At 34.6% G+C, this 21,726-nt stretch carries 11 protein-coding genes; 7 read left to right on the top strand and 4 right to left on the bottom strand.

Annotated elements, in window-relative coordinates; translation table 11 throughout:
• Position 1: 1 nt before the first annotated feature.
• The 3 genes from rpoC to ACIDC4_RS17060 all read left to right on the top strand — a co-directional run bounded on the left by rpoC (position 2) and on the right by ACIDC4_RS17060 (position 5,733).
• Entirely contained in the window at positions 2-4,312 is a 4,311-nt protein-coding gene (gene rpoC / locus ACIDC4_RS17070) for a DNA-directed RNA polymerase subunit beta' (protein WP_412043046.1), read from the top strand.
• A gap of 11 nt (positions 4,313-4,323) precedes the next feature.
• Positions 4,324-4,632, top strand: a complete 309-nt coding sequence (locus tag ACIDC4_RS17065; protein WP_173969914.1) for a DUF3467 domain-containing protein — start codon at positions 4,324-4,326, stop codon at positions 4,630-4,632.
• Positions 4,633-5,001: 369 nt separating this feature from the next.
• Positions 5,002-5,733 (top strand): hypothetical protein, encoded by a 732-nt coding sequence (locus tag ACIDC4_RS17060; protein ID WP_412043047.1) that lies wholly within the window; start codon positions 5,002-5,004, stop codon positions 5,731-5,733.
• 78 nt (positions 5,734-5,811) lie between these two features.
• Here ACIDC4_RS17060 and ACIDC4_RS17055 read toward each other — a convergent pair whose 3' ends face one another.
• Positions 5,812-7,401, bottom strand: a complete 1,590-nt coding sequence (locus ACIDC4_RS17055; RefSeq protein WP_412043048.1) for a peptide chain release factor 3 — start codon at positions 7,399-7,401, stop codon at positions 5,812-5,814.
• Between the two features lie 156 nt (positions 7,402-7,557).
• The gene (locus tag ACIDC4_RS17050; protein ID WP_412043049.1) at positions 7,558-8,997 is read right to left on the bottom strand and encodes an alpha-amylase; all 1,440 of its coding nucleotides are present in this window, start codon (positions 8,995-8,997) and stop codon (positions 7,558-7,560) included.
• 544 nt (positions 8,998-9,541) lie between these two features.
• On the opposite strand from ACIDC4_RS17050, the gene ACIDC4_RS17045 reads away from it, so the two are divergent.
• Positions 9,542-10,969, top strand: coding sequence for a peptidylprolyl isomerase (locus ACIDC4_RS17045; protein WP_412043050.1), 1,428 nt, complete (start codon positions 9,542-9,544; stop codon positions 10,967-10,969).
• 78 nt (positions 10,970-11,047) lie between these two features.
• Positions 11,048-12,001, top strand: a complete 954-nt coding sequence (locus ACIDC4_RS17040) for an AAA family ATPase (RefSeq protein WP_194617838.1) — start codon at positions 11,048-11,050, stop codon at positions 11,999-12,001.
• A 46-nt stretch (positions 12,002-12,047) separates the two neighbouring features.
• On the opposite strand, the gene xrtN is transcribed toward ACIDC4_RS17040, so the two are convergent.
• Positions 12,048-13,283 (bottom strand): exosortase N, encoded by a 1,236-nt coding sequence (gene xrtN, locus ACIDC4_RS17035; RefSeq protein ID WP_412043051.1) that lies wholly within the window; start codon positions 13,281-13,283, stop codon positions 12,048-12,050.
• Positions 13,283-15,889, bottom strand: a complete 2,607-nt coding sequence (locus tag ACIDC4_RS17030) for an XrtN system VIT domain-containing protein (RefSeq protein WP_412043052.1) — start codon at positions 15,887-15,889, stop codon at positions 13,283-13,285. Before ACIDC4_RS17030 ends, xrtN begins: the two co-directional genes overlap by 1 nt.
• 445 nt (positions 15,890-16,334) lie before the next feature.
• On the opposite strand from ACIDC4_RS17030, the gene ACIDC4_RS17025 reads away from it, so the two are divergent.
• The gene (locus ACIDC4_RS17025) at positions 16,335-19,106 is read left to right on the top strand and encodes a bifunctional aconitate hydratase 2/2-methylisocitrate dehydratase (RefSeq protein ID WP_412043053.1); all 2,772 of its coding nucleotides are present in this window, start codon (positions 16,335-16,337) and stop codon (positions 19,104-19,106) included.
• A 128-nt stretch (positions 19,107-19,234) separates the two neighbouring features.
• Positions 19,235-21,499, top strand: a complete 2,265-nt coding sequence (locus ACIDC4_RS17020) for an aconitate hydratase (RefSeq protein ID WP_412043054.1) — start codon at positions 19,235-19,237, stop codon at positions 21,497-21,499.
• The last annotated feature ends 227 nt before the right edge of the window (positions 21,500-21,726 follow it).

Genomic DNA, 21,726 nt, shown 5'->3' with positions numbered 1-21,726 from the left:
TATGATGAATAATAGAAATAATAATAAAGATAAAAATCCAGTTAAAAGATTCAACAAAATCTCAATTGGATTGGCTTCACCTGAATCTATCTTGAAAGAATCAAGAGGAGAGGTTTTGAAACCAGAAACTATCAACTATAGAACGCACAAACCAGAACGTGACGGACTTTTCTGTGAAAGAATCTTCGGACCTGTTAAGGATTTTGAGTGTGCTTGTGGTAAATATAAAAGAATTCGTTACAAAGGTATCATTTGCGACCGTTGTGGTGTTGAAGTTACTGAGAAAAAAGTACGTCGTGACAGAGTAGGACACATCAACCTTGTTGTGCCAATTGCTCATATCTGGTACTTCCGTTCTCTTCCAAACAAAATTGGTTATATCCTTGGTCTTCCATCTAAGAAATTAGATATGATCATTTACTACGAAAGATATGTAGTAATTCAGGCTGGTATTGCTAAAAATGCAGATGGAGAATCATTACAAAGATTAGATTTCTTAACTGAAGAAGAATATTTGAATATCTTAGATACTCTTCCGCAAGAAAACCAATATTTAGATGACATGGATCCTAATAAATTTGTTGCCAAAATGGGAGCAGAATGTATTATGGATTTATTAGCTCGTATCGACTTAGATGAGTTGTCTTACCAATTGAGACACAGCGCTAATAACGAAACATCTAAACAACGTAAAACTGAAGCTTTAAAAAGATTACAAGTTGTTGAGTCTTTCCGTGAGTCTAACTTAAATCGCGAGAACCGTCCTGAGTGGATGATTATGAAAGTGGTTCCAGTTATTCCACCAGAATTACGTCCGCTTGTGCCACTTGATGGAGGTCGTTTTGCAACTTCAGATTTGAATGATTTATACCGTCGTGTAATCATCCGTAACAACCGTTTGAAAAGATTAATGGAGATTAAAGCTCCTGAAGTTATCTTAAGAAACGAAAAACGTATGTTACAAGAATCTGTAGATTCATTATTTGATAACACTCGTAAAGCTTCTGCTGTTAAAACAGAATCTAACAGACCATTAAAGTCATTATCTGATTCCTTAAAAGGTAAGCAAGGACGTTTCCGTCAAAACTTACTTGGAAAACGTGTGGATTATTCTGCTCGTTCGGTAATTGTTGTTGGTCCTGAATTAAAATTATTTGAATGTGGATTGCCAAAAGATATGGCATCTGAGTTATACAAACCTTTCGTTATCCGTAAATTGATTGAAAGAGGTATTGTTAAAACAGTAAAATCTGCTAAGAAAATTATAGACAAAAAAGAGCCTGTAGTTTGGGATATCCTTGAAAATGTAATTAAAGGTCACCCAGTATTACTTAACCGTGCTCCTACGTTACACAGACTTGGTATTCAGGCTTTCCAACCAAAATTAATTGAAGGAAAAGCGATCCAGTTACACCCATTAGTATGTACGGCTTTCAACGCCGATTTTGATGGGGATCAGATGGCGGTTCACTTACCATTAGGACCAGAGGCTATTTTAGAGGCACAATTATTAATGTTGGCTTCTCACAATATCCTTAACCCTGCAAATGGTGCGCCAATTACTGTACCTTCTCAGGATATGGTCTTGGGTCTATATTATATGACCAAAGAACGTATCTCTACACCAGAACATGTAATTTTAGGTCAAGACTTAACTTTCTATTCTGCTGAAGAAGTAAATATTGCACTAAACGAAGGAAGATTAGAATTGAATGCTCGTGTAAGAATTAGAGCAAAAGATTTTAACGAAGCTGGAGAATTAGTATACAAAATTATCCAAACAACTGCAGGACGTGTATTATTTAATGAAGTAGTACCTGAAGCAGCTGGATATATCAATGATGTATTGACTAAGAAAAACCTTAGAGATATTATTGGACACATTTTAAGTGTGACTAATGTACCTACTACTGCTGCTTTCTTGGACAATATGAAAGATATGGGGTATAAATTCGCATTTAGAGGAGGTTTATCATTCTCTTTAGGTGATATTAGAATTCCGGAACAAAAAACAAAATTAATTGCAGATGCCAGAGAACAAGTTGAAGGTATTTCTGTGAATTATAACATGGGGCTTATCACCAATAACGAGCGTTACAACCAAGTTATTGACGTATGGACTTCTGCAAATGCTCAGTTAACAGAATTAGCAATGAAAAATATTAGAGAAGACCAACAAGGTTTCAACTCTGTATATATGATGCTTGACTCTGGGGCGAGGGGGTCTAAGGAACAGATTCGTCAGTTAACTGGTATGCGTGGTTTGATGGCTAAGCCTAAAAAATCTACTGCCGGTGGTGGTGAGATTATTGAAAACCCGATTCTTTCTAACTTTAAGGAAGGTCTTTCGATCCTTGAGTACTTTATCTCTACTCACGGTGCTCGTAAAGGACTTGCGGATACGGCTCTTAAAACTGCCGATGCCGGATACTTGACAAGAAGGCTTCATGACGTATCACAAGATGTTATTGTAAACATCGAAGATTGTGGTACTCTTAGAGGTGTTGAAGTTTCTGCTTTGAAGAAAAATGAGGAAATTGTTGAATCTTTAGGAGAAAGAATTTTAGGACGTGTTGCATTGCAAGATGTTATTAATCCTCTTACTAATGAAGTTCTGGTTGAATCTGGACAACAAATTACTGAAGCAATCATGAGAGTTATTGAAGCTTCTCCGATTGAAAGAGTAGAAGTGAGATCTCCATTAACTTGTGAGGCTTTAAAAGGTATTTGTGCGAAATGTTACGGTAGAAACTTAGCTACTGGTAAGATGACACAAAGAGGTGAAGCTGTCGGAGTTATTGCAGCTCAGTCTATTGGAGAGCCAGGTACACAGTTAACACTTCGTACGTTCCACGTTGGAGGGGTTGCCGGAGGTATTTCTGAAGAGTCTAGTATTGTTACAAGATTCAACGGTAGACTTGAGATTGAAGATTTAAAAACTGTAAAAGGTGAGGATAGTGAAGGTAATGCGGTAGATATCGTAGTATCACGTTCAACTGAATTAAAATTAGTTGATGAGAAAACTGGAATCGTTTTAAATACACACAATATTCCTTACGGATCTAGTATTTTCGTGAAGGACGGTGAAGTAGTTACTAAAGGATCTGTGATCTGTAAGTGGGATCCATATAATGGTGTAATTGTTTCTGAATTTACTGGTAAGATCGCTTACGAGGATTTAGAGCAAGGACAATCGTTCATGGTGGAGATCGATGAGCAAACAGGATTCCAGGAAAAAGTAATTTCTGAGGCCAGAAATAAAAAATTAATTCCAACTTTATTAGTTTACGGTAAAGAAGGTGAATTGATTCGTTCGTATAACTTACCAGTAGGAGCCCACCTTATGGTTGAGAATGGAGAGAAAATTAAAGCAGGTAAAGTATTAGTAAAAATTCCACGTCGTTCTTCTAAAGCAGGAGATATTACAGGAGGTTTACCAAGAATTACTGAGTTGCTTGAGGCTCGTAACCCTTCAAACCCAGCGGTTGTTTCTGAAATTGACGGTGTTGTATCTTTTGGAAAAATCAAAAGAGGTAACCGTGAAATTGTTATCGAATCTAAATTTGGTGAGATTAAAAAGTATTTAGTTAAACTTTCTAGCCAAATCTTAGTACAGGAAAATGACTTCGTAAGAGCGGGAGTACCATTGTCTGACGGTGCAATTACACCAGATGATATTTTAAGAATTCAAGGTCCGGCTGCTGTTCAACAGTACTTGGTAAATGAAATTCAGGAGGTATACCGTTTACAAGGGGTAAAAATTAATGACAAGCACTTTGAGGTAGTTATTCGTCAAATGATGCGTAAAGTAAGAGTTCAGGATCCGGGAGATACATTATTCTTAGAAGATCAATTAATTCACACTAAAGATTTCATCGTTCAAAACGATAAATTATACGGTATGAAAGTAGTTGAAGATTCTGGAGACTCTGCGGTATTGAAACCAGGTCAGATTATTTCTCCTCGTGATTTACGTGATGAAAATTCATTGTTAAAACGAAATGATAAAAATCTAGTTGTAGCTAGAGACGTAATTACTGCAACTGCAACGCCAGTTTTACAAGGTATTACAAGAGCTTCGCTACAAACTAAATCATTCATCTCTGCTGCTTCTTTCCAGGAAACAACAAAAGTACTTAACGAAGCTGCTGTAGCTGGTAAAGTAGATGATTTAGAAGGATTAAAAGAAAATGTAATTGTTGGACACAGAATTCCTGCAGGAACTGGTATGAGAGAATACGATAATACTATCGTTGGATCTAAAGACGATTACAATGAAATGATGGCTAATAAAGAAGAGTATATCTATTAAATTAGGAAACTATGAGTAATTCGAACCAACAAGAACAAATTAACATTGAGTTAGACGAAACTGTCGCAGAAGGAATTTATTCTAATCTGGCAATTATCAACCACTCATCATCAGAATTTGTTTTAGATTTTGTGAGCATTATGCCTGGTATTCCTAAAGCCAAAGTAAAGTCAAGAATTGTCTTGACACCACAACATGCTAAAAGATTATTAAAAGCAATTGGAGAAAACATTCATCGATTTGAAAGCGCTCATGGCGAAATCAAAGAGACTGAACAAGCACCAATACCGCTTAATTTTGGTCCGGCAGGACAAGCATAAAGTACTAAAGCCCCATTTTTTAAATGGGGCTTTTTTATTTCAATTAAAATAAATGCATTTCAACCGATTTAGTTTTACTTTCGTCGACTAAATTTCTTATTTATGATTTCTTATCATAAATTGGTTTCTCCTAATAAAATGGGATTAATTTGTTGGATATAATAAACTATTAAGGTTGCATTAATTCAAATTAAAAAAAAGCGCTAATGATACATTAGCGCTTTTTTTATGCTTTTTTGTGTCTTTTTTATTGAGGAATAATTCAGGATTGAAAATTATTTTGCTTTCGTCCCAACCTTTTTACGAAAAATGTACTCTATATAAGTAAATAAGCATCTTCGAAAAGATCTTAACTTAATAAAGTACATTATGAAAAAGAAATTCACCTTAGAGATAGCAAGCCCTTGTTCTGAAAATTTTAATAAAATGATTCCCAATGCAACCGGATCATTTTGTAATTCATGTGCGAAAAATGTAATCGATTTAAGTAAAAAATCGAATGCTGAAGTGGCTAAATTTATTGCAGAAACTAAAGATCAAAATATCTGTGCCCGTTTGAAAGTAACACAATTAGATCACGAGTTTGAATACAATGAGACTTCTAAAATTAATAATCTGAAATATGCAGCAATTGCGGCCTCACTTTTATTAGCTTCAAATGTGTCCGGACAGGAAAAAACACCTGTTAAAACTGAAGTAAATTGCCCAAAACCAAGCAAACATTTAATGGGTAAAGTTGCCTATAATCATACTTCCAGGCATGAACTGGTAATCGCTGTTAAAGGAAAATTATTGAATGCTACAACAAATAAACCATTTTCCCGTAAAATGTATCCAAATTTAGAACTTAGAATTAATGATTCTGAAAATGCATTTAGAATAAATTCTAAAACAGGAGAATTTTGTATTCCTGTAAAAGTTTTAAAAAGCAACAAAAGTCTTATAGTTACAATTACTGGCGATGATTATTATCTTTCAAAAGAAATACCTTTTGCAATAGAGTCCGTTAAGAATAATGTTTTGGTACAAGATATAATTGTAGGAGAAGGAGAACTTGCTAAAATTATGATTGCCGGAGGATTAGGGATCAATTATAAGTAACAGTTTAGAATTATATCTTAATATAAAAGGCTGTCTAAAGTAATTTAGACAGCCTTTATATGTTTTTCTTTAAAAAAATTAATCAAATTCTGAAGTGAAGAATAACTTCACAGTTGGATATTTATTTTGAGTCATTTGAATTGTAAAGTCAGAATCGGCTAAGAAAACTAACTGACCGTATTTATCATGAGCTAAGAATTTCTGTTTAATACGTTTGAATTCTTTAAATTCATCATTTTTAGCATCATCAGGTTTTACCCAACACGCTTTATGAACAGGGAAGTTTTCGTAAGTACATTTTGCACCGTATTCATGCTCCAAACGATACTGGATAACCTCGTATTGAAGTGCTCCAACAGTTCCAATTACTTTACGGTTGTTCATTTCTAAAGTAAATAACTGTGCGACACCTTCATCCATCAACTGATCGATACCTTTGTCCAGTTGTTTGGCTTTCATAGGATCAGCATTATTGATGTATCTAAAGTGTTCCGGAGAGAAACTCGGAATTCCTTTGAAACTCATGATTTCACCTTCAGTCAAAGTATCACCAATTTTAAAGTTTCCTGTATCGTGTAAACCTACGATGTCTCCTGGATACGAAATATCGACGATTTCTTTTTTCTCAGCAAAAAAGGCATTCGGGCTGGAGAATTTTAAATTTTTCTTTTGGCGAACGTGGTAATAAGGTTTATTTCTTTCGAAAGTTCCTGAAACAATTTTTATAAAAGCCAAACGGTCTCTGTGTTTAGGATCCATATTCGCATGGATTTTAAAAACAAAACCGGTCATTTTTTCTTCAGTAGGATCTACCAAACGAGTTTCAGAATCTTTTGGTCTTGGAGACGGAGCGATGGTTACGAAACAATCTAACAATTCGCGAACTCCAAAATTATTTAAAGCTGAACCAAAAAATACAGGCTGTAATTTTCCGTCTAAATAATCCTGACGATCAAATTTTGGATATACTTCGTCAATTAACTCTAATTCTTCACGTAATCTGTCAGCTGGTTTAGCACCAATAATTTTTTCTAATTCAGGGCTTTGAACATCAGAGAAGGCGATAGTTTCTTCGATATTTTTACGGCTGTCTCCACTAAAAAGGTTAATGTTTTGCTCCCATAAATTATAAATTCCCTGAAAGTCATAACCCATACCAATAGGAAAACTCAAAGGAGTAACCGTAAGTCCAAGTTTTTGTTCTACTTCATCCATTAAGTCAAAAGCATCTTTTCCTTCACGGTCTAATTTATTGATGAAAACAATCATCGGGATATTCCTCATTCTACAAACTGCGACTAATTTTTCAGTTTGTTCCTCAACCCCTTTTGCAACGTCGATTACAACGATAACACTGTCAACAGCAGTTAAAGTTCTAAAAGTATCTTCAGCAAAATCCTTGTGTCCCGGAGTATCAAGAATGTTGATTTTTTTTTCTTTATAATTAAAAGCAAGTACAGATGTCGAAACCGAAATACCTCTTTGGCGTTCGATTTCCATGAAATCACTCGTTGCTCCTTTTTTAATTTTATTGTTTTTTACAGCTCCTGCTTCCTGAATGGCCCCTCCAAATAACAATAACTTCTCTGTTAAAGTTGTTTTACCGGCATCGGGATGCGATATAATTCCAAATGTTCTTCTGCGTTGTATTTCTTTTAAAAAGCTCATATTTCGTATAAATAGGTTGCAAAAGTACTATTAATTACGGCTTAATAAAAATATTCACTTCTTAAATTAGGAACTCTTTTATTTTATTAAAGCGAAGTTGTAAGCAAAAAATAAGGCTGTCTTTTTAGAACAGCCTTAGAATTATTAATTTTAAAATTATTGGTTAAGCGACCAAACAGAATATCCTTTTGGCGGACATTGAATTTTTACCCATTTATCAGCCTGTGTTGTTGGATACCAGGTCGATGCTCCTGTGAAATCTTTAATCTGTGCATTTGCCCAATTGGTCTGAATCCATCGTTCTTGCCAGGAGTTAGAGTTATTGATGTAAACGACTAATCCAGGGTTTCCGTTGTACCCATTTCTTCTGGCAACATATTCATCATCATCAGCATATAAAATCGAAGTTGTACCTGTAGCTTTGTTGTTGTGAATCCAGATCAGATTGTTTAATTTGTTTTTATCCAGCCATTCTTCATAATCTCTGTAGAATATTGTTGGATATCCTTCATGTGTTAGAATATAAGAATACGCTAGTAATTTGTTCGAAATTTCATCTGTATCGTGATTGGTAACAAACGTAACAGCTTTGTATGGATTTCTTTTCCACATCATGTCGTCGTTTAATAACGCAAGATTATTTCCGTCGAATGCATCATTCATTTTATAGTAACACGCAAAATCAAAAACAGAACTATTGGCATTATTGGCCCAGTCATTTAATACGTTTACATTCGAATCCCATAATTCCCCAACAGAAAAGCCGCCTACATTAGCATTCCAGGAGTTAACAACCCAGGCACCAAATCCTTTGACGTAGTCAAATCTCCAGCCGTCAAATTTCATTGTATTTTTATAGTATTTACCAACACCGTCTGCTCTTAACCACAACCAATTTTGAACATTTGGAGCCGCATGGCATAAATCGGGAAAACCTCCAAAAGAACCTTCGTCGTTATTACCGTAGCTATTTTTGTAAAAATCATTGTAAGTACGTGGGAATTTTCCAGAAGCTACTCCGGTAAAATTAGTCCAGGTATTCGTTCCTGTAAACGGATTCGCTTCAGATTGTCCGCCACTATTATGATTAATCACAATATCAGCATATACCTTTATATTTTCGGCATGTGCATTGGTAATTAAACTTACGAGTTCGTTTTTTGAACCAAAACGGGTTTCTACAGAACCATTTTGGTTATAATCTCCAAAATCAAAATAATCTGTTGGATCGTATCCCATAGAAAAAGCCCCATTTTGAGCCTTAGAAGCTGGGGGAAGCCAAATAGATCCAATTCCTGCATTACCCCAGGCAGCTACTTTACCGCTTACGGTATTCCACCAGTTTCCTCCCGCAGGTACATCCCAATAAAAAGCCTGCATCATAACGCCACCTCCGGGATTGTCAACATACTTTCCTGTTGATGAATTAGAAGTTCCTGTACTAAAAGGCTTTCCGTCGTGATGCGTAACATTAATGATTTCAAATTGTTGACTTTCCGCTCTTGAGTCTGTTTCGTTGGTTTCATTTTGCGAACAGGAATAAAAGAATGCGGTTGCTACTGCAAGCAAATAAATCTTTAGAATAGGTTTTTTCATAATAAGATTTGGTTTTAGGTTAGATAATAAAGTTTTGTAATTTGATATTTATTAGAGGTTTTGCGATGTGTATTCGTAATTTTTGCACTCAATAATTATCAATTATTCATCTAAAGTATATGTTTTTTGATTCGGTTTGTTTTTATAAGAAAATAGTTATACTACGAAAACGTTGTAGTATTAATAACTTTTTTTATTTCATCAAAAGTTACTTCTTTTAAATTGGTGTAAAATAGTTCTTAAATCGGTCTTTGTGAGTGTTGTGGTAAGGATTACCACCTTTTTTTAAAGAGATTAATCTCATGGAAACAGTTGTTCTATATGAAATTCAGCTATCATCCATATAATTTTTTGTTAATAGTATAGCCGATAGTTGTATTATGTAATTGAATTGTTATTTTTGTTCGTTATAAGTTAAAAAGAACTAGATCTTAATTATTTAGTATTTTCAGTACAATAATATCCGGGAAATACATTTAAAGTGATTGTGGTTTAAAACGAAATTCTAAAGCAAGATCTTTACATTCAAATTAAATTTAAAATAATGTTATTAAAAAAATTACAGTTAAAAACAATTGATTACAAATTAGTGTTGACAATGTGTTTTTTATTTTTTTTCAACTCAATCATTTCGGCTCAGGAAATTATTAAAGATACTGTGATCCAGAAACCAGTTCAACTAACTGGACAAAAGCAAAAAATTGACGGTATTATAGCCAATGTGGGAGATTACATTGTTTTAGATTCAGATATTGATAAAGCATATTTAGAAATTAGTGCTCAGGGAGGTTCTATAAAAGATATTACAAGATGCCAGATGCTTGGTAAACTTTTAGAAGATAAATTGTACGCACACCAGGCGATTCAGGATAGTATCGTAGTAAGTGATGCAGAAATAAGAGGCATGATGGATGATCGATTGAATTATATGATTCAACAGGTAGGAGATATCAATAAAGTAGTTGCTTATTACAAAAAAAATTCGGTAGAGGAGTTCAAAACTTATTTTTCGGATATCTTAAAGGAGCAAAAATTAGCTTCTGAAATGACGAAGAAAATTGTCGACGCAGTAGAAATTACACCTGAAGAAGTTCGTAATTTCTTTAAGAAAATACCAAAAGAGGAATTGCCAACTTTTGGAGCTGAGATGGAAGTAGCTCAAATCGTTGTAGAACCAAAAGTTTCTGCAGAGGATGAGCAAAAGGTAAAAGACAGATTAAATGCCATAAGAAAAGATGTTCTTGAAGGATCTAGTTTTGCAACAAAAGCAGTTTTGTATTCGCAAGATCCCGGATCTTCACCAAATGGAGGGTTTTATAAAATGACCAGAAAAACTCCATTCGTAAAAGAATTTAAAGATGTTGCTTTTAGTTTAGGAGAAGGGGAAGTTTCAGAACCTTTTAAAACTACTTTTGGGTATCATATTATTATGGTAGACAAAATAAAAGGACAAGAAGTTGAATTACGTCATATTTTAATTGCACCTACAGTTTCTGAGACAGCTTTGAAAGATGCTAAGGAAAGAATTGCGAATATCAGAGCTAAAATAGAAAACAAAGAAATTACTTTTGCTGAAGCTGCCAGAACAGAATCTGACGAAAAAGAAACAAGAGCAAACGGTGGAACATTGATTAATCCTAATACTCAGGATACACGTTTTGAGTTGACTAAAATGGATCCAACTTTATACAGCCAGGTTTCTAACCTGAAGGATAATGAAATTTCTCAGCCAATTTTAAATACAGACGATAAAGGTAAGAAGACATACAAGTTAATTACTATCACTAATAGAATTGATGCACACACTGCTGATTATGCGAAAGATTATACTAAGATTAAAGAATTAGCATTGAAAGAAAAACAAATCACAACAATCTCAAAGTGGTTTGATACTAAAATAAAAGATACTTATATCAAAATTATTGGAGAGTACAGAGATTGTAACTTTGTATACAACTGGTTGAAAAAATAAGTTTTATTAAATAAATAAAAAGAGTTAGTTTTATGAATTCATAAAGCTAACTCTTTTCAATTTTAAAAATATATCTAAATGTCTGACGTAGCAGCAATTCATAATTTAGTTCAGAAACGAAATGAATTAAAAACCGAAATAGCAAAAATCATTGTAGGCCAGGATGAAGTTGTAGACCAAATTTTACTTTGTATTTTCTCAGGAGGACACGCACTTTTGATAGGTGTTCCGGGATTGGCAAAAACGTTAATGATCAATACTTTGGCGCAAGCCTTAGGATTAGATTTTAAAAGAATTCAGTTTACGCCTGATTTAATGCCGTCTGATATTTTAGGAAGTGAAATTCTGGATGAAAACAGACAGTTTAAATTTATAAAAGGACCCATCTTCTCGAATATTATTTTGGCAGATGAGATTAATAGAACGCCACCAAAAACGCAGGCTGCTTTACTTGAAGCCATGCAGGAACGTTCGGTTACCATTGCCGGACAAAACTATAAATTAGATTTGCCTTATTTTGTATTGGCAACGCAAAACCCAATTGAGCAGGAGGGAACTTATCCTTTGCCGGAAGCACAATTAGACCGTTTTATGTTTGCTATTAAATTAGAATACCCAACTTTTGAAGAAGAAGTTCAGGTAGTAAAACGTACAACTTCTGATGCTAAAACAACCATTAATCCTTTGTTTACGGCTCAGGAAATTATCGATTTCCAACATTTGATTCGTCGAATTCCTGTAGCAGATAATGTGATTGAATATGCTGTAACTTTGGTAAGCAAAACACGTCCGGATAATGCTTTGTCGAATGATTTTGTAAAGAATTACCTGGATTGGGGAGCAGGACCAAGAGCGTCTCAAAACTTGATTTTGGCTGCAAAAGCCCACGCGGCTTTTAATGGGAAATTCTCACCGGATATTGAAGATGTAAAAGCAGTTGCAACCGGAATTTTGCGACACAGAATTATTAAAAACTACAAAGCAGATGCGGAAGGAATAACCGAAGAAGTTATCATCCAGAAGTTGATGTAAAATATATAAAAGCCTGATATTAAAAAAATATCAGGCTTTTTTTTGTCTATTTTGGAATTCTGGTTTCGTTGATTAATCGAACAGATTTATTTTGAAAAAGTTTTATTAGAAGTACTTCTGCAAGTGAAGTATATTTTTTATTGTCACACTCGTACCACCAATAAGAGTGATATTGAATGTTACTTTTCTCCATTCGAACAAAACATATTTCTTCGTTGTTTTTTTTGATCACTTTCGATTCGATAATTTTATACCCAGTTCCTGTCCAGCAAACCAAAGGATTGTGCGACGGAGTTTTAATATAGATAAGTTTTTCAGGAGTTACAATTTTAAAAACTTCAGGGCTTATCCAGATTCCTTTTTTAAGATTATAAGTTGTATTTAAATTTTCGAGCAAATTATGTTTCAATTCTTTTTTGATTTCTAAGCTGGTTACGAGTACAATTGAAAATGCTATTGTAATAAGAAAGAAGGTAAATTTATTAGAATTTGAATGGAGTGTTTCTTCCTGATTAGGTTTAAAAAAACGAATGAAGAATAACATTGGTATAATTTGATAAAATGCAAAACAAAGTAAACCAATAGTGTAATGTAAAGCATTCTCTTCGGTACAATTAAATAAAATTAAAGTCACGATTCTGAAATAATTCGAAATGATATTGAATAAAATCACCATAAAACAAAACAGGAAGATTTGTTTGACATTGAAATATTTCTGTTGTTTTCGTTCTTCCAGAGTCAATAAAAAAGCTCCAACAAGCAAACCGGTTTTAAACATCGACAATCCCATACATGCCGTATCTATAGTGATTTTCGCATTGTTGATATAAAAATTAACACCTTCGATCTTTGTTATGGGGATGAAATCTTTTAAAGTGAGATATACGCCGTAACAAAGAGTTTGTTTGATTTCTACTGTCAAATAATCAAAAAAAGTGCTGAAAACAGATGAGAATAATAAAATACAGATAAAGGCGATGAATGAAAATTTTCTGGTAAGACTGTAATATAAAAAGCAGGCTAGCAGTGCTAAAGCTAAAAAATGCAAAGATTTGGTATGCAAACGAAAGCTTATAAATTCTAATACAAAAATTAAAACTAAAAGAGGGTAGTTCATATTAAATGAAGTTTTTCTACCCCCAATTAGAAACAATACGATTGAAAATACAATTCCGAAGAGATTACTATCAAGCCCGGACATCACTATATTCGAGTTCATAGCTAGTAAACAAGCCAAAATCAATAGGGCAATTGCGTTTTTGTATTGAAATATAAAATTCATTAGATAGTTTGCTTTTTGTTTTTTCTGTAATAGAAGAAAAGTATTGTAGATCCCAGAATAATTAATAACCATTCGTGTGGTTCAGGAACAGCGCCATCGTTGTTTATAGAGGCATTTCCTAGTGTATCAACGTTTTTCTCAATTCCGTTATTTTTGTAATCTTCATCAGTTTCAAGAACAATTAGAGAAGATATTGGTGTTACAATATTGGCATCTTTAGCTAGATCTACATATTTATTATAAAAAAGGGAATCATTTTTAATTTTGATTTCTTCTTCGCGCAATTCGTCAACCGAAACCACTGTAACGCTAGCAGTATCTTGAGAAATAAGCTCATTTTTATAATGTGACAAATAACTATTTTGAATTTTGACTTGTTCGTTTAATACTTTTCCAAAAGCATACATTCTGTAAATATGATTTGGTCCATTGGTTTTAGTAACGCTGGTTTGTGGAATTTCGTGAATTGCAATATTTGCAGGTTCTATATTGACCGTGTTAGTCGCTGTTTTAAATAGAATAAATTGATTTTTATTAATGAGTTCTAAGCTGTTTTTTAAACTAGTTTGAAAGTAATCTACATATTTTTGCTCCTTGACAGTCTGCCAGAACGGATTAATATCAGATGAAATATTAATTACTTTTAAATTTCTCTCTTTTGTTCCGGTTCTTATTTTCTTTAAATAACGGGAATCTTCAAGTTCTTCAAAATTAGTAGAAAACGTACCGCATTTTGTAATGATTAAGCTGTTTGGAGTCATTTTATAAAGAGGCAATAAAGAATAGTGCAGATCTTCAAATTCTAATTCGATAGCTTTAAAATTGTCTTTATCGATTGATTTCTTTTCTCCGTTTATAATAACAAACAAATTCTTTTTATTTAAGTCCACAAAAGATTCGATCTGTTTAGTCGTCCAGCTGCTGTTTAGGTCTAATATAATTTCTGAAGGTGTAAACGGAATAGCTGTTTTCTGAATTTCCGTGACTTCATAAACTTTATTTTTCCATGCAAATGAATTTGATTGCAAAGGTTGAGTCAAAGGCATAGTAGCTTCCCAATTGTCTAATCCTTTTGATTGATTGATGTAGTAGTTCTTATTTAGTTCAAAATCTTTACTGGTTTCTATTTTTGTATTTCCAACGGTCTGGATTCTTGATATCGTTTCGGCATTCGAAATATTTGGGCCTTTTATAGAAAGACTCTGGTATTTCATTTGATTGTCTTCAACTTTTAAAGGAGTTGTAAAACCACATTTAAAGGTGCGTGGCGTTTTATAATTAATCGGGAAAACCCTAACAACCACTTTATTTCCTTCTTTCCATTGCATTAAAGAAGGATCGCGGTATTCTACACCAACAATTTGTTTATAAGCTGCTTTCGCTTTTTCTTTCGTAGTCAAAACTCCTTTTCTTTCGATTCCGTTTACCCATAATGATAACGATGTTGCAACAGAACCTTCCGGTAATTGAAAAGAATAAATAGCCTCCTTGTTGTTTCTCCCGGATTCTTGCTCGCAGGCAATTTTCATTGTGATTTCAGTATAAGCCAAACGCGTTTCCGGATAAATTTTTACATCTTCTTTAATGCTTTTGGTAAATAAATCGTCGCCACTCCATAATTGTTCTTCGGTTTCTAATCGTTTGTCAAAGTTTGATTTTAGAATGTTTATTTTATCGTCGTTGTCCAGAGTTAGGTCTTCACAAAACAAATAGGCAATAGATATGAACGGATTATTAATTTTACGCTCATTAAATTGTTTGCTGCCAAAGGAATTAAAAGAGCTAAAAGAAAATATATCGTGAAGCGGAATATAGACAATGTCTTTTTTTAATAGAATTTCATTAAAAAAATTAGGTTTTAAATTCTGTGAAACTGAGATGTAATAAGGCAGTTCATTGTTTTGATCAAATGAATTGATTCTGGCCGATTGAGTTATTTTTCTGCTTTCAATATTTAATCCTACAGTAAAGACAATCATGCTAATTAATACCACTAAAAAACCTCCGCTAAAAGAAACAGCATAAATTTTATTGTTACTGAGATATCGAATAATTGTGATTGTATGGATAATGATAACAAGTGCCGGTACCAAGCCATAGAAACCTACTCCTAAAGCTATAAGTCCCATAAAAGAGAATGGCATAATTGGAATCAGGTAAAGCGCAAAATATAAGATGATTGAAAACGATACGCCATTTATGAAAAAAGCGATAGATGTATTTCCCTTTTCATCTGAATTTCTGTAAATAAAAAAATTAGAGAGACAAAAAGCCAGAGTGGTTAAATAAACCCATACAGGGAGATCCTGAAAAACAGGAATAAATGTATTTAAGCTAAAGCAGCCAATAAACCAGTTTAGGATCAGGAAAGGAGCTAAGTGAATGTACGTTTGCCTTTTTCTAAGAATTAAGAAGGAAACTCCAACTCCATATACAAATTCGAATATGAGACTTAGTAAATCAATTGATTCATAATTACGCCAATAATGTTCTTTAGAGAGAAGAGCGATAATAAGGAAAATGCTGCTAAACAGCGTTACAATTAAACTAATTACTACTCCGGTTTTTTGAGTGTAAGATTCTAAAATATCTAATTTGTGTTTCATAGTTATATTTATTTAAAAGTACTTTGAATTGCAAAGCTATTAAATAATTTGAATTACAAGTTTTTTTATTTGGATTTTTTTTTGAAAGTGGAGGAAAGTTTAATCTTAGAATTGATTTTTTAAAATGCAGAAGAAAAAGCGGTATAAAAGAGCAACTATAACGTTATAATTTCTTATTTAGAACCGTTCTTCGCTAAAACAGAGGTAAAATCTGACTTCATTTATAACAGCAAATTCCGACTTTGTTAAAGAAAAGATTTTAAAATATCAATAATTTATTTTTTCCATTCAAAATTGATATTTTGACAAAAACAAGCAGTCAAAATCGTTTTTTAGCAATAATAATTTTTGAAAAGGCGACTTCTATTATATTTTTTTTAATTGTCGGCTTTAATACCTAAATTTGCGTACAAAAAAAATAAAATACCTAGAAAAGACTTTTATTATGAATATTTATCAGGATTACATCCAAGAAATTGAAGAACGAAAAGGTCAAGGGCTTAACCCGAAACCAATTGATGGCGCTGAATTATTAGGCGAAATCATTGAACAAATTAAAGATTTGAATAACGAGTACAGACAAGATTCTCTGAACTTTTTTATTTATAATGTTGTACCAGGTACTACTAGTGCAGCCGGTACGAAAGCTAAGTTTTTGAAGGAAATTATTTTGGGTCAATCCGAAGTAAAAGAAATAACACCTGATTTTGCTTTTGAGTTATTATCACACATGAAAGGCGGACCTTCGATTGAAGTGTTGTTGGATTTAGCACTTGGTGATCATACTTCCATTGCAAAACAAGCAGGAGATGTTCTTAAGACTCAAGTTTATCTTTATGAGGCAGACACAGACCGTCTTAAAGAAGCATTTAAAAATGGTAATCCAATTGCTCTTGAAATTCTTAAAAGTTACGCACAGGCAGAGTTTTTTACTTCACTGCCAGAAGTAGTAGAAGAAATTAAAGTAGTTACTTATATCGCTGGTGAAGGAGATATTTCGACAGATTTACTTTCTCCGGGTAATCAGGCGCACTCACGTTCTGACCGTGAACTTCACGGTAAATGTATGATTACGCCTCAGGCACAAGAAGAAATCAAAGCATTACAGGCAAAACACCCTGACGCAAGCGTTATGTTGATTGCTGAAAAAGGTACAATGGGTGTAGGTTCGTCAAGAATGTCAGGTGTAAACAACGTGGCACTTTGGACAGGTAAACAAGCAAGCCTGTATGTTCCATTTATTAATATTGCTCCAATCGTTGCAGGAACAAATGGTATTTCTCCAATTTTCCTAACAACTGTAGATGTTACTGGTGGTATTGGTTTAGATCTTAAAAACTGGGTAAAAAAGCTGGATGCAGAAGGTAATATTATTCGTAATGAGAATAATGAGCCAATTCTTGAAGAAGCATACTCTGTTGCTACAGGAACTGTACTTACAATAAATACAAAAACAAAAAAACTATACAACGGTGATCAGGAATTGATAGACATTTCTAAGGCATTTACGCCTCAGAAAATGGAATTTATCAAAGCTGGAGGATCTTACGCTATTGTATTTGGTAAAAAACTTCAAACATTAGCAGCGAAAGTTTTAGATATCGAAGCTCCTCTTGTATTTGCTCCATCAAAAGAAATTTCAGTTGAAGGGCAAGGACTTACAGCAGTTGAGAAAATCTTCAACAGAAATGCTGTTGGTATCACTGCGGGTAAAGTTTTACACGCCGGATCAGATGTTCGTGTAGAAGTTAATATCGTAGGTTCTCAGGATACGACTGGTCTTATGACTGCTCAGGAATTAGAATCTATGGCTGCTACAGTAATTTCGCCAATCGTTGATGGTGCATACCAATCAGGTTGTCATACAGCTTCAGTTTGGGATAAAAAAGCGCAGGCAAACATTCCAAAATTGATGAAATTCATGAACGATTTCGGTTTAATCACAGCTCGTGATCCAAAAGGTGTTTATCATGCAATGACAGATGTAATTCATAAAGTACTTAACGATATTACAATTGATGAGTGGGCTATCATTATTGGTGGTGACTCTCATACAAGAATGTCAAAAGGTGTTGCTTTTGGTGCTGACTCAGGAACAGTTGCTCTTGCATTGGCTACTGGAGAAGCTTCAATGCCAATTCCGGAATCTGTAAAAGTGACGTTCAAAGGAGAGATGAAAGACTACATGGACTTCCGTGACGTAGTGCATTCAACACAAGCTCAAATGCTTAAAAAGTTTGGAGGAGAAAATGTTTTCCAGGGAAGAATTATCGAGGTTCATCTAGGAACTCTTACTGCTGACCAGGCCTTTACATTTACAGACTGGACTGCAGAGATGAAAGCAAAAGCTTCTATCTGTATTTCTGAAGATGATACCTTAATCGAATCATTGGAGATTGCAAAAAGCAGAATCCAGATCATGATCGACAAAGGTATGGACAATCAGAAACAAGTTCTTCAGGGATTGATCAATAAAGCAGATAAGAGAATTTCAGAGATCAAATCAGCTGAAAAGCCAGCGTTGACTCCAGATGCAAATGCAAAATATTATGCTGAAGTTGTTGTAGATCTTGATCAGATTATCGAACCAATGATTGCAGATCCAGACGTGAATAACGTTGATGTTTCTAAAAGATATACGCACGATACTATCAGACCTTTATCTTTCTATGGTGGAGTGAAAAAAGTAGATCTTGGATTTATAGGATCTTGTATGGTTCACAAAGGAGATATGAAGATTTTGGCTCAAATGCTTAAAAATATAGAAGATCTACACGGTAAAGTGGAGTTCAAAGCGCCTCTTGTGGTAGCGCCTCCTACTTACAACATTGTAGATGAACTTAAAGCCGAAGGTGACTGGGAAGTTTTACAAAAATATTCTGGTTTCGAATTCAACGATAATGCACCTAAAGGAGCAGCACGTACTGAATATGAGAACATGTTATACTTAGAACGTCCGGGATGTAACCTTTGTATGGGTAACCAGGAAAAAGCGGCAAAAGGGGATACTGTAATGGCAACTTCAACACGTCTTTTCCAGGGAAGAGTAGTAGAAGATACTGAAGGTAAAAAAGGAGAGTCTTTACTTTCTTCTACACCGGTAGTAGTTTTATCTACAATTTTAGGAAGAACTCCTACACTTGCTGAATATACAGCAGCAGTAGATGGTATTAGCCTGACAAGATTTGCACCTTCTCATAAATTGCTGGTAATGTAATTTACGATTAGTTATAATCATTATATATAAAAAGCCCGAGTTGATAAACTCGGGCTTTTTCTTTTCTGGCTCCTCTATTTTTTGTAACTTGTCATGTTCAAAATAAAAAAACAAAAACAATTATACTTATGGCTTTTGATATTGAAATGATAAAAAAAGTGTATGAGAACATGCCGGATCGTGTTGATAAAGCACGCGAGATTGTTGGTCGTCCACTTACATTAACAGAGAAAATTTTATACAATCACCTTTGGGACGGAAATCCAACGAAGGCTTTTGGCAGAGGAGTAGATTATGTTGATTTTGCACCGGATCGTGTAGCATGTCAGGATGCAACTGCTCAAATGGCATTATTGCAATTTATGCACGCTGGTAAGCCTAAAGTAGCAGTGCCTACAACAGTGCATTGCGATCACTTGATTCAGGCAAAAGTAGATGCAGCAACCGATTTGGCCAGAGCAAAAACACAAAGCAACGAAGTTTTCGATTTCTTGTCGTCAGTTTCTAACAAATACGGAATTGGTTTCTGGAAACCGGGAGCAGGAATTATTCATCAGGTAGTACTAGAAAATTATGCTTTCCCGGGCGGAATGATGATTGGTACCGATTCGCACACTGTAAATGCAGGTGGTTTAGGAATGGTAGCCATTGGTGTTGGTGGAGCAGATGCTGTAGACGTTATGTCCGGTATGGCTTGGGAACTTAAATTCCCTAAATTAATTGGAGTAAAACTAACCGGTAAATTATCAGGTTGGACAGCTCCTAAAGATGTTATCCTTAAAGTTGCCGGTATTCTTACTGTAAAAGGTGGTACTGGTGCAATCGTTGAATATTTTGGAGAAGGAGCAACTTCTATGTCATGTACCGGTAAAGGTACTATTTGTAACATGGGAGCAGAGATTGGAGCTACAACTTCAACTTTTGGATATGATGATTCTATGAGTCGTTACCTTCGTTCTACAAACAGAGCAGATGTTGCAGATGCTGCAGATAAAATAGCTCCTTACTTAACAGGAGATGCAGAAGTATATGCTAACCCGGAAGAATATTTTGATCAGGTTATCGAAATCAACTTAACAGAATTAGAGCCACACTTAAACGGTCCTTTTACACCGGATTTAGCGACTCCAATTTCTAAAATGAAAGAAACAGCGATCAAAAACAACTGGCCATTACAAATTCAGGTAGGTTTAATTGGTTCTTGTACCAACTCTTCTTACGAAGATATCTCACGTGCAGCTTCTCTGGCAAGACAAGTAAGTGCTAAAAACTTAAAAACTAAATCTCAATTCACAATTACTCCAGGATCTGAAGTAGTTCGTTATACCATCGAAAGAGACGGATTTATCGATACTTTCGAAAAAATTGGAGCAACTGTTTTTGCTAATGCCTGCGGACCGTGTATTGGTATGTGGGATAGAGACGGAGCAGAGAAAGAAGAAAGAAATACTATTGTGCACTCTTTCAACCGTAACTTCTCAAAACGTGCAGATGGTAACCCAAATACGTTAGCCTTCGTAGGTTCTCCAGAGTTGGTAACCGCTATGGCTATCGCAGGAGATCTTGGTTTCAATCCATTAACAGATACTTTGATCAACGAAGACGGAGAAGAAGTAATGCTTGAAGCGCCAACAGGAGACGAATTGCCTCCAAAAGGATTTGATGTTAAAGATCCGGGATTCCAGGTTCCGGCAGAAGACGGTTCAGGAGTTCAGGTTGTGGTAAGTCCAACATCTGAGCGTTTACAATTATTAGCTCCGTTTGATGCCTGGGATGGTAAAAATATTACTGGAGCAAAATTATTGATCAAAGCATTCGGAAAATGTACTACAGATCATATCTCTATGGCTGGACCATGGTTACGTTTCCGCGGACACTTGGATAATATTTCAAATAATATGCTGATTGGTGCCGTAAATGCATTCAACCAAAAAACAAACTCTGTTAAAAATCAATTAACAGGTACTTACGATGCAGTTCCTGCTGTAGCTCGTGCATACAAAGCCGCTGGCGTTCCGTCTATCGTTGTAGGAGATCACAATTATGGCGAAGGTTCATCTCGTGAGCATGCTGCTATGGAGCCACGTTTCTTAGGAGTTAAAGCGGTATTGGTAAAATCTTTTGCCCGTATCCATGAAACAAACCTTAAAAAACAAGGTCTTTTAGGATTAACATTCGCAAACGAAGCCGATTACGATAAAATTCAGGAAGACGATACTATCAATTTTACTGATTTAACTGAGTTCGCTCCGGGAAAACCATTAACATTAGAGTTCGTTCATGCCAATGGTACAAAAGATATCATCCTGGCAAACCATACTTATAACGCAGGTCAGATTGGCTGGTTCGTTGCGGGTTCAGCATTAAACTTAATCGCTGCCGGAAAAGCTTAATCGTTAAGATTCAATTATACTAAAAACGCTCTGTGAAAACAGGGCGTTTTTTATTAGGAGCTATTTCCAGCTATCCGCTATATTCCCGATAAACAAAAACTACGGCTAAAAAGCCTTGTTTTTCTAAATCGGGAGATGCCGCTTCTATCTGGGCTAGGGCACTCGTTTTTATCAGAAGATTTTCTTTCTTAGTGTGACTTTAGATCTTTCGATATAATTTCATATTC

Origin of the sequence: Flavobacterium sp. C3NV (genome assembly GCF_046825355.2) — a bacterium.
Classification (GTDB): domain Bacteria; phylum Bacteroidota; class Bacteroidia; order Flavobacteriales; family Flavobacteriaceae; genus Flavobacterium.
This window is presented reverse-complemented; position numbering and strand designations above follow the sequence as displayed.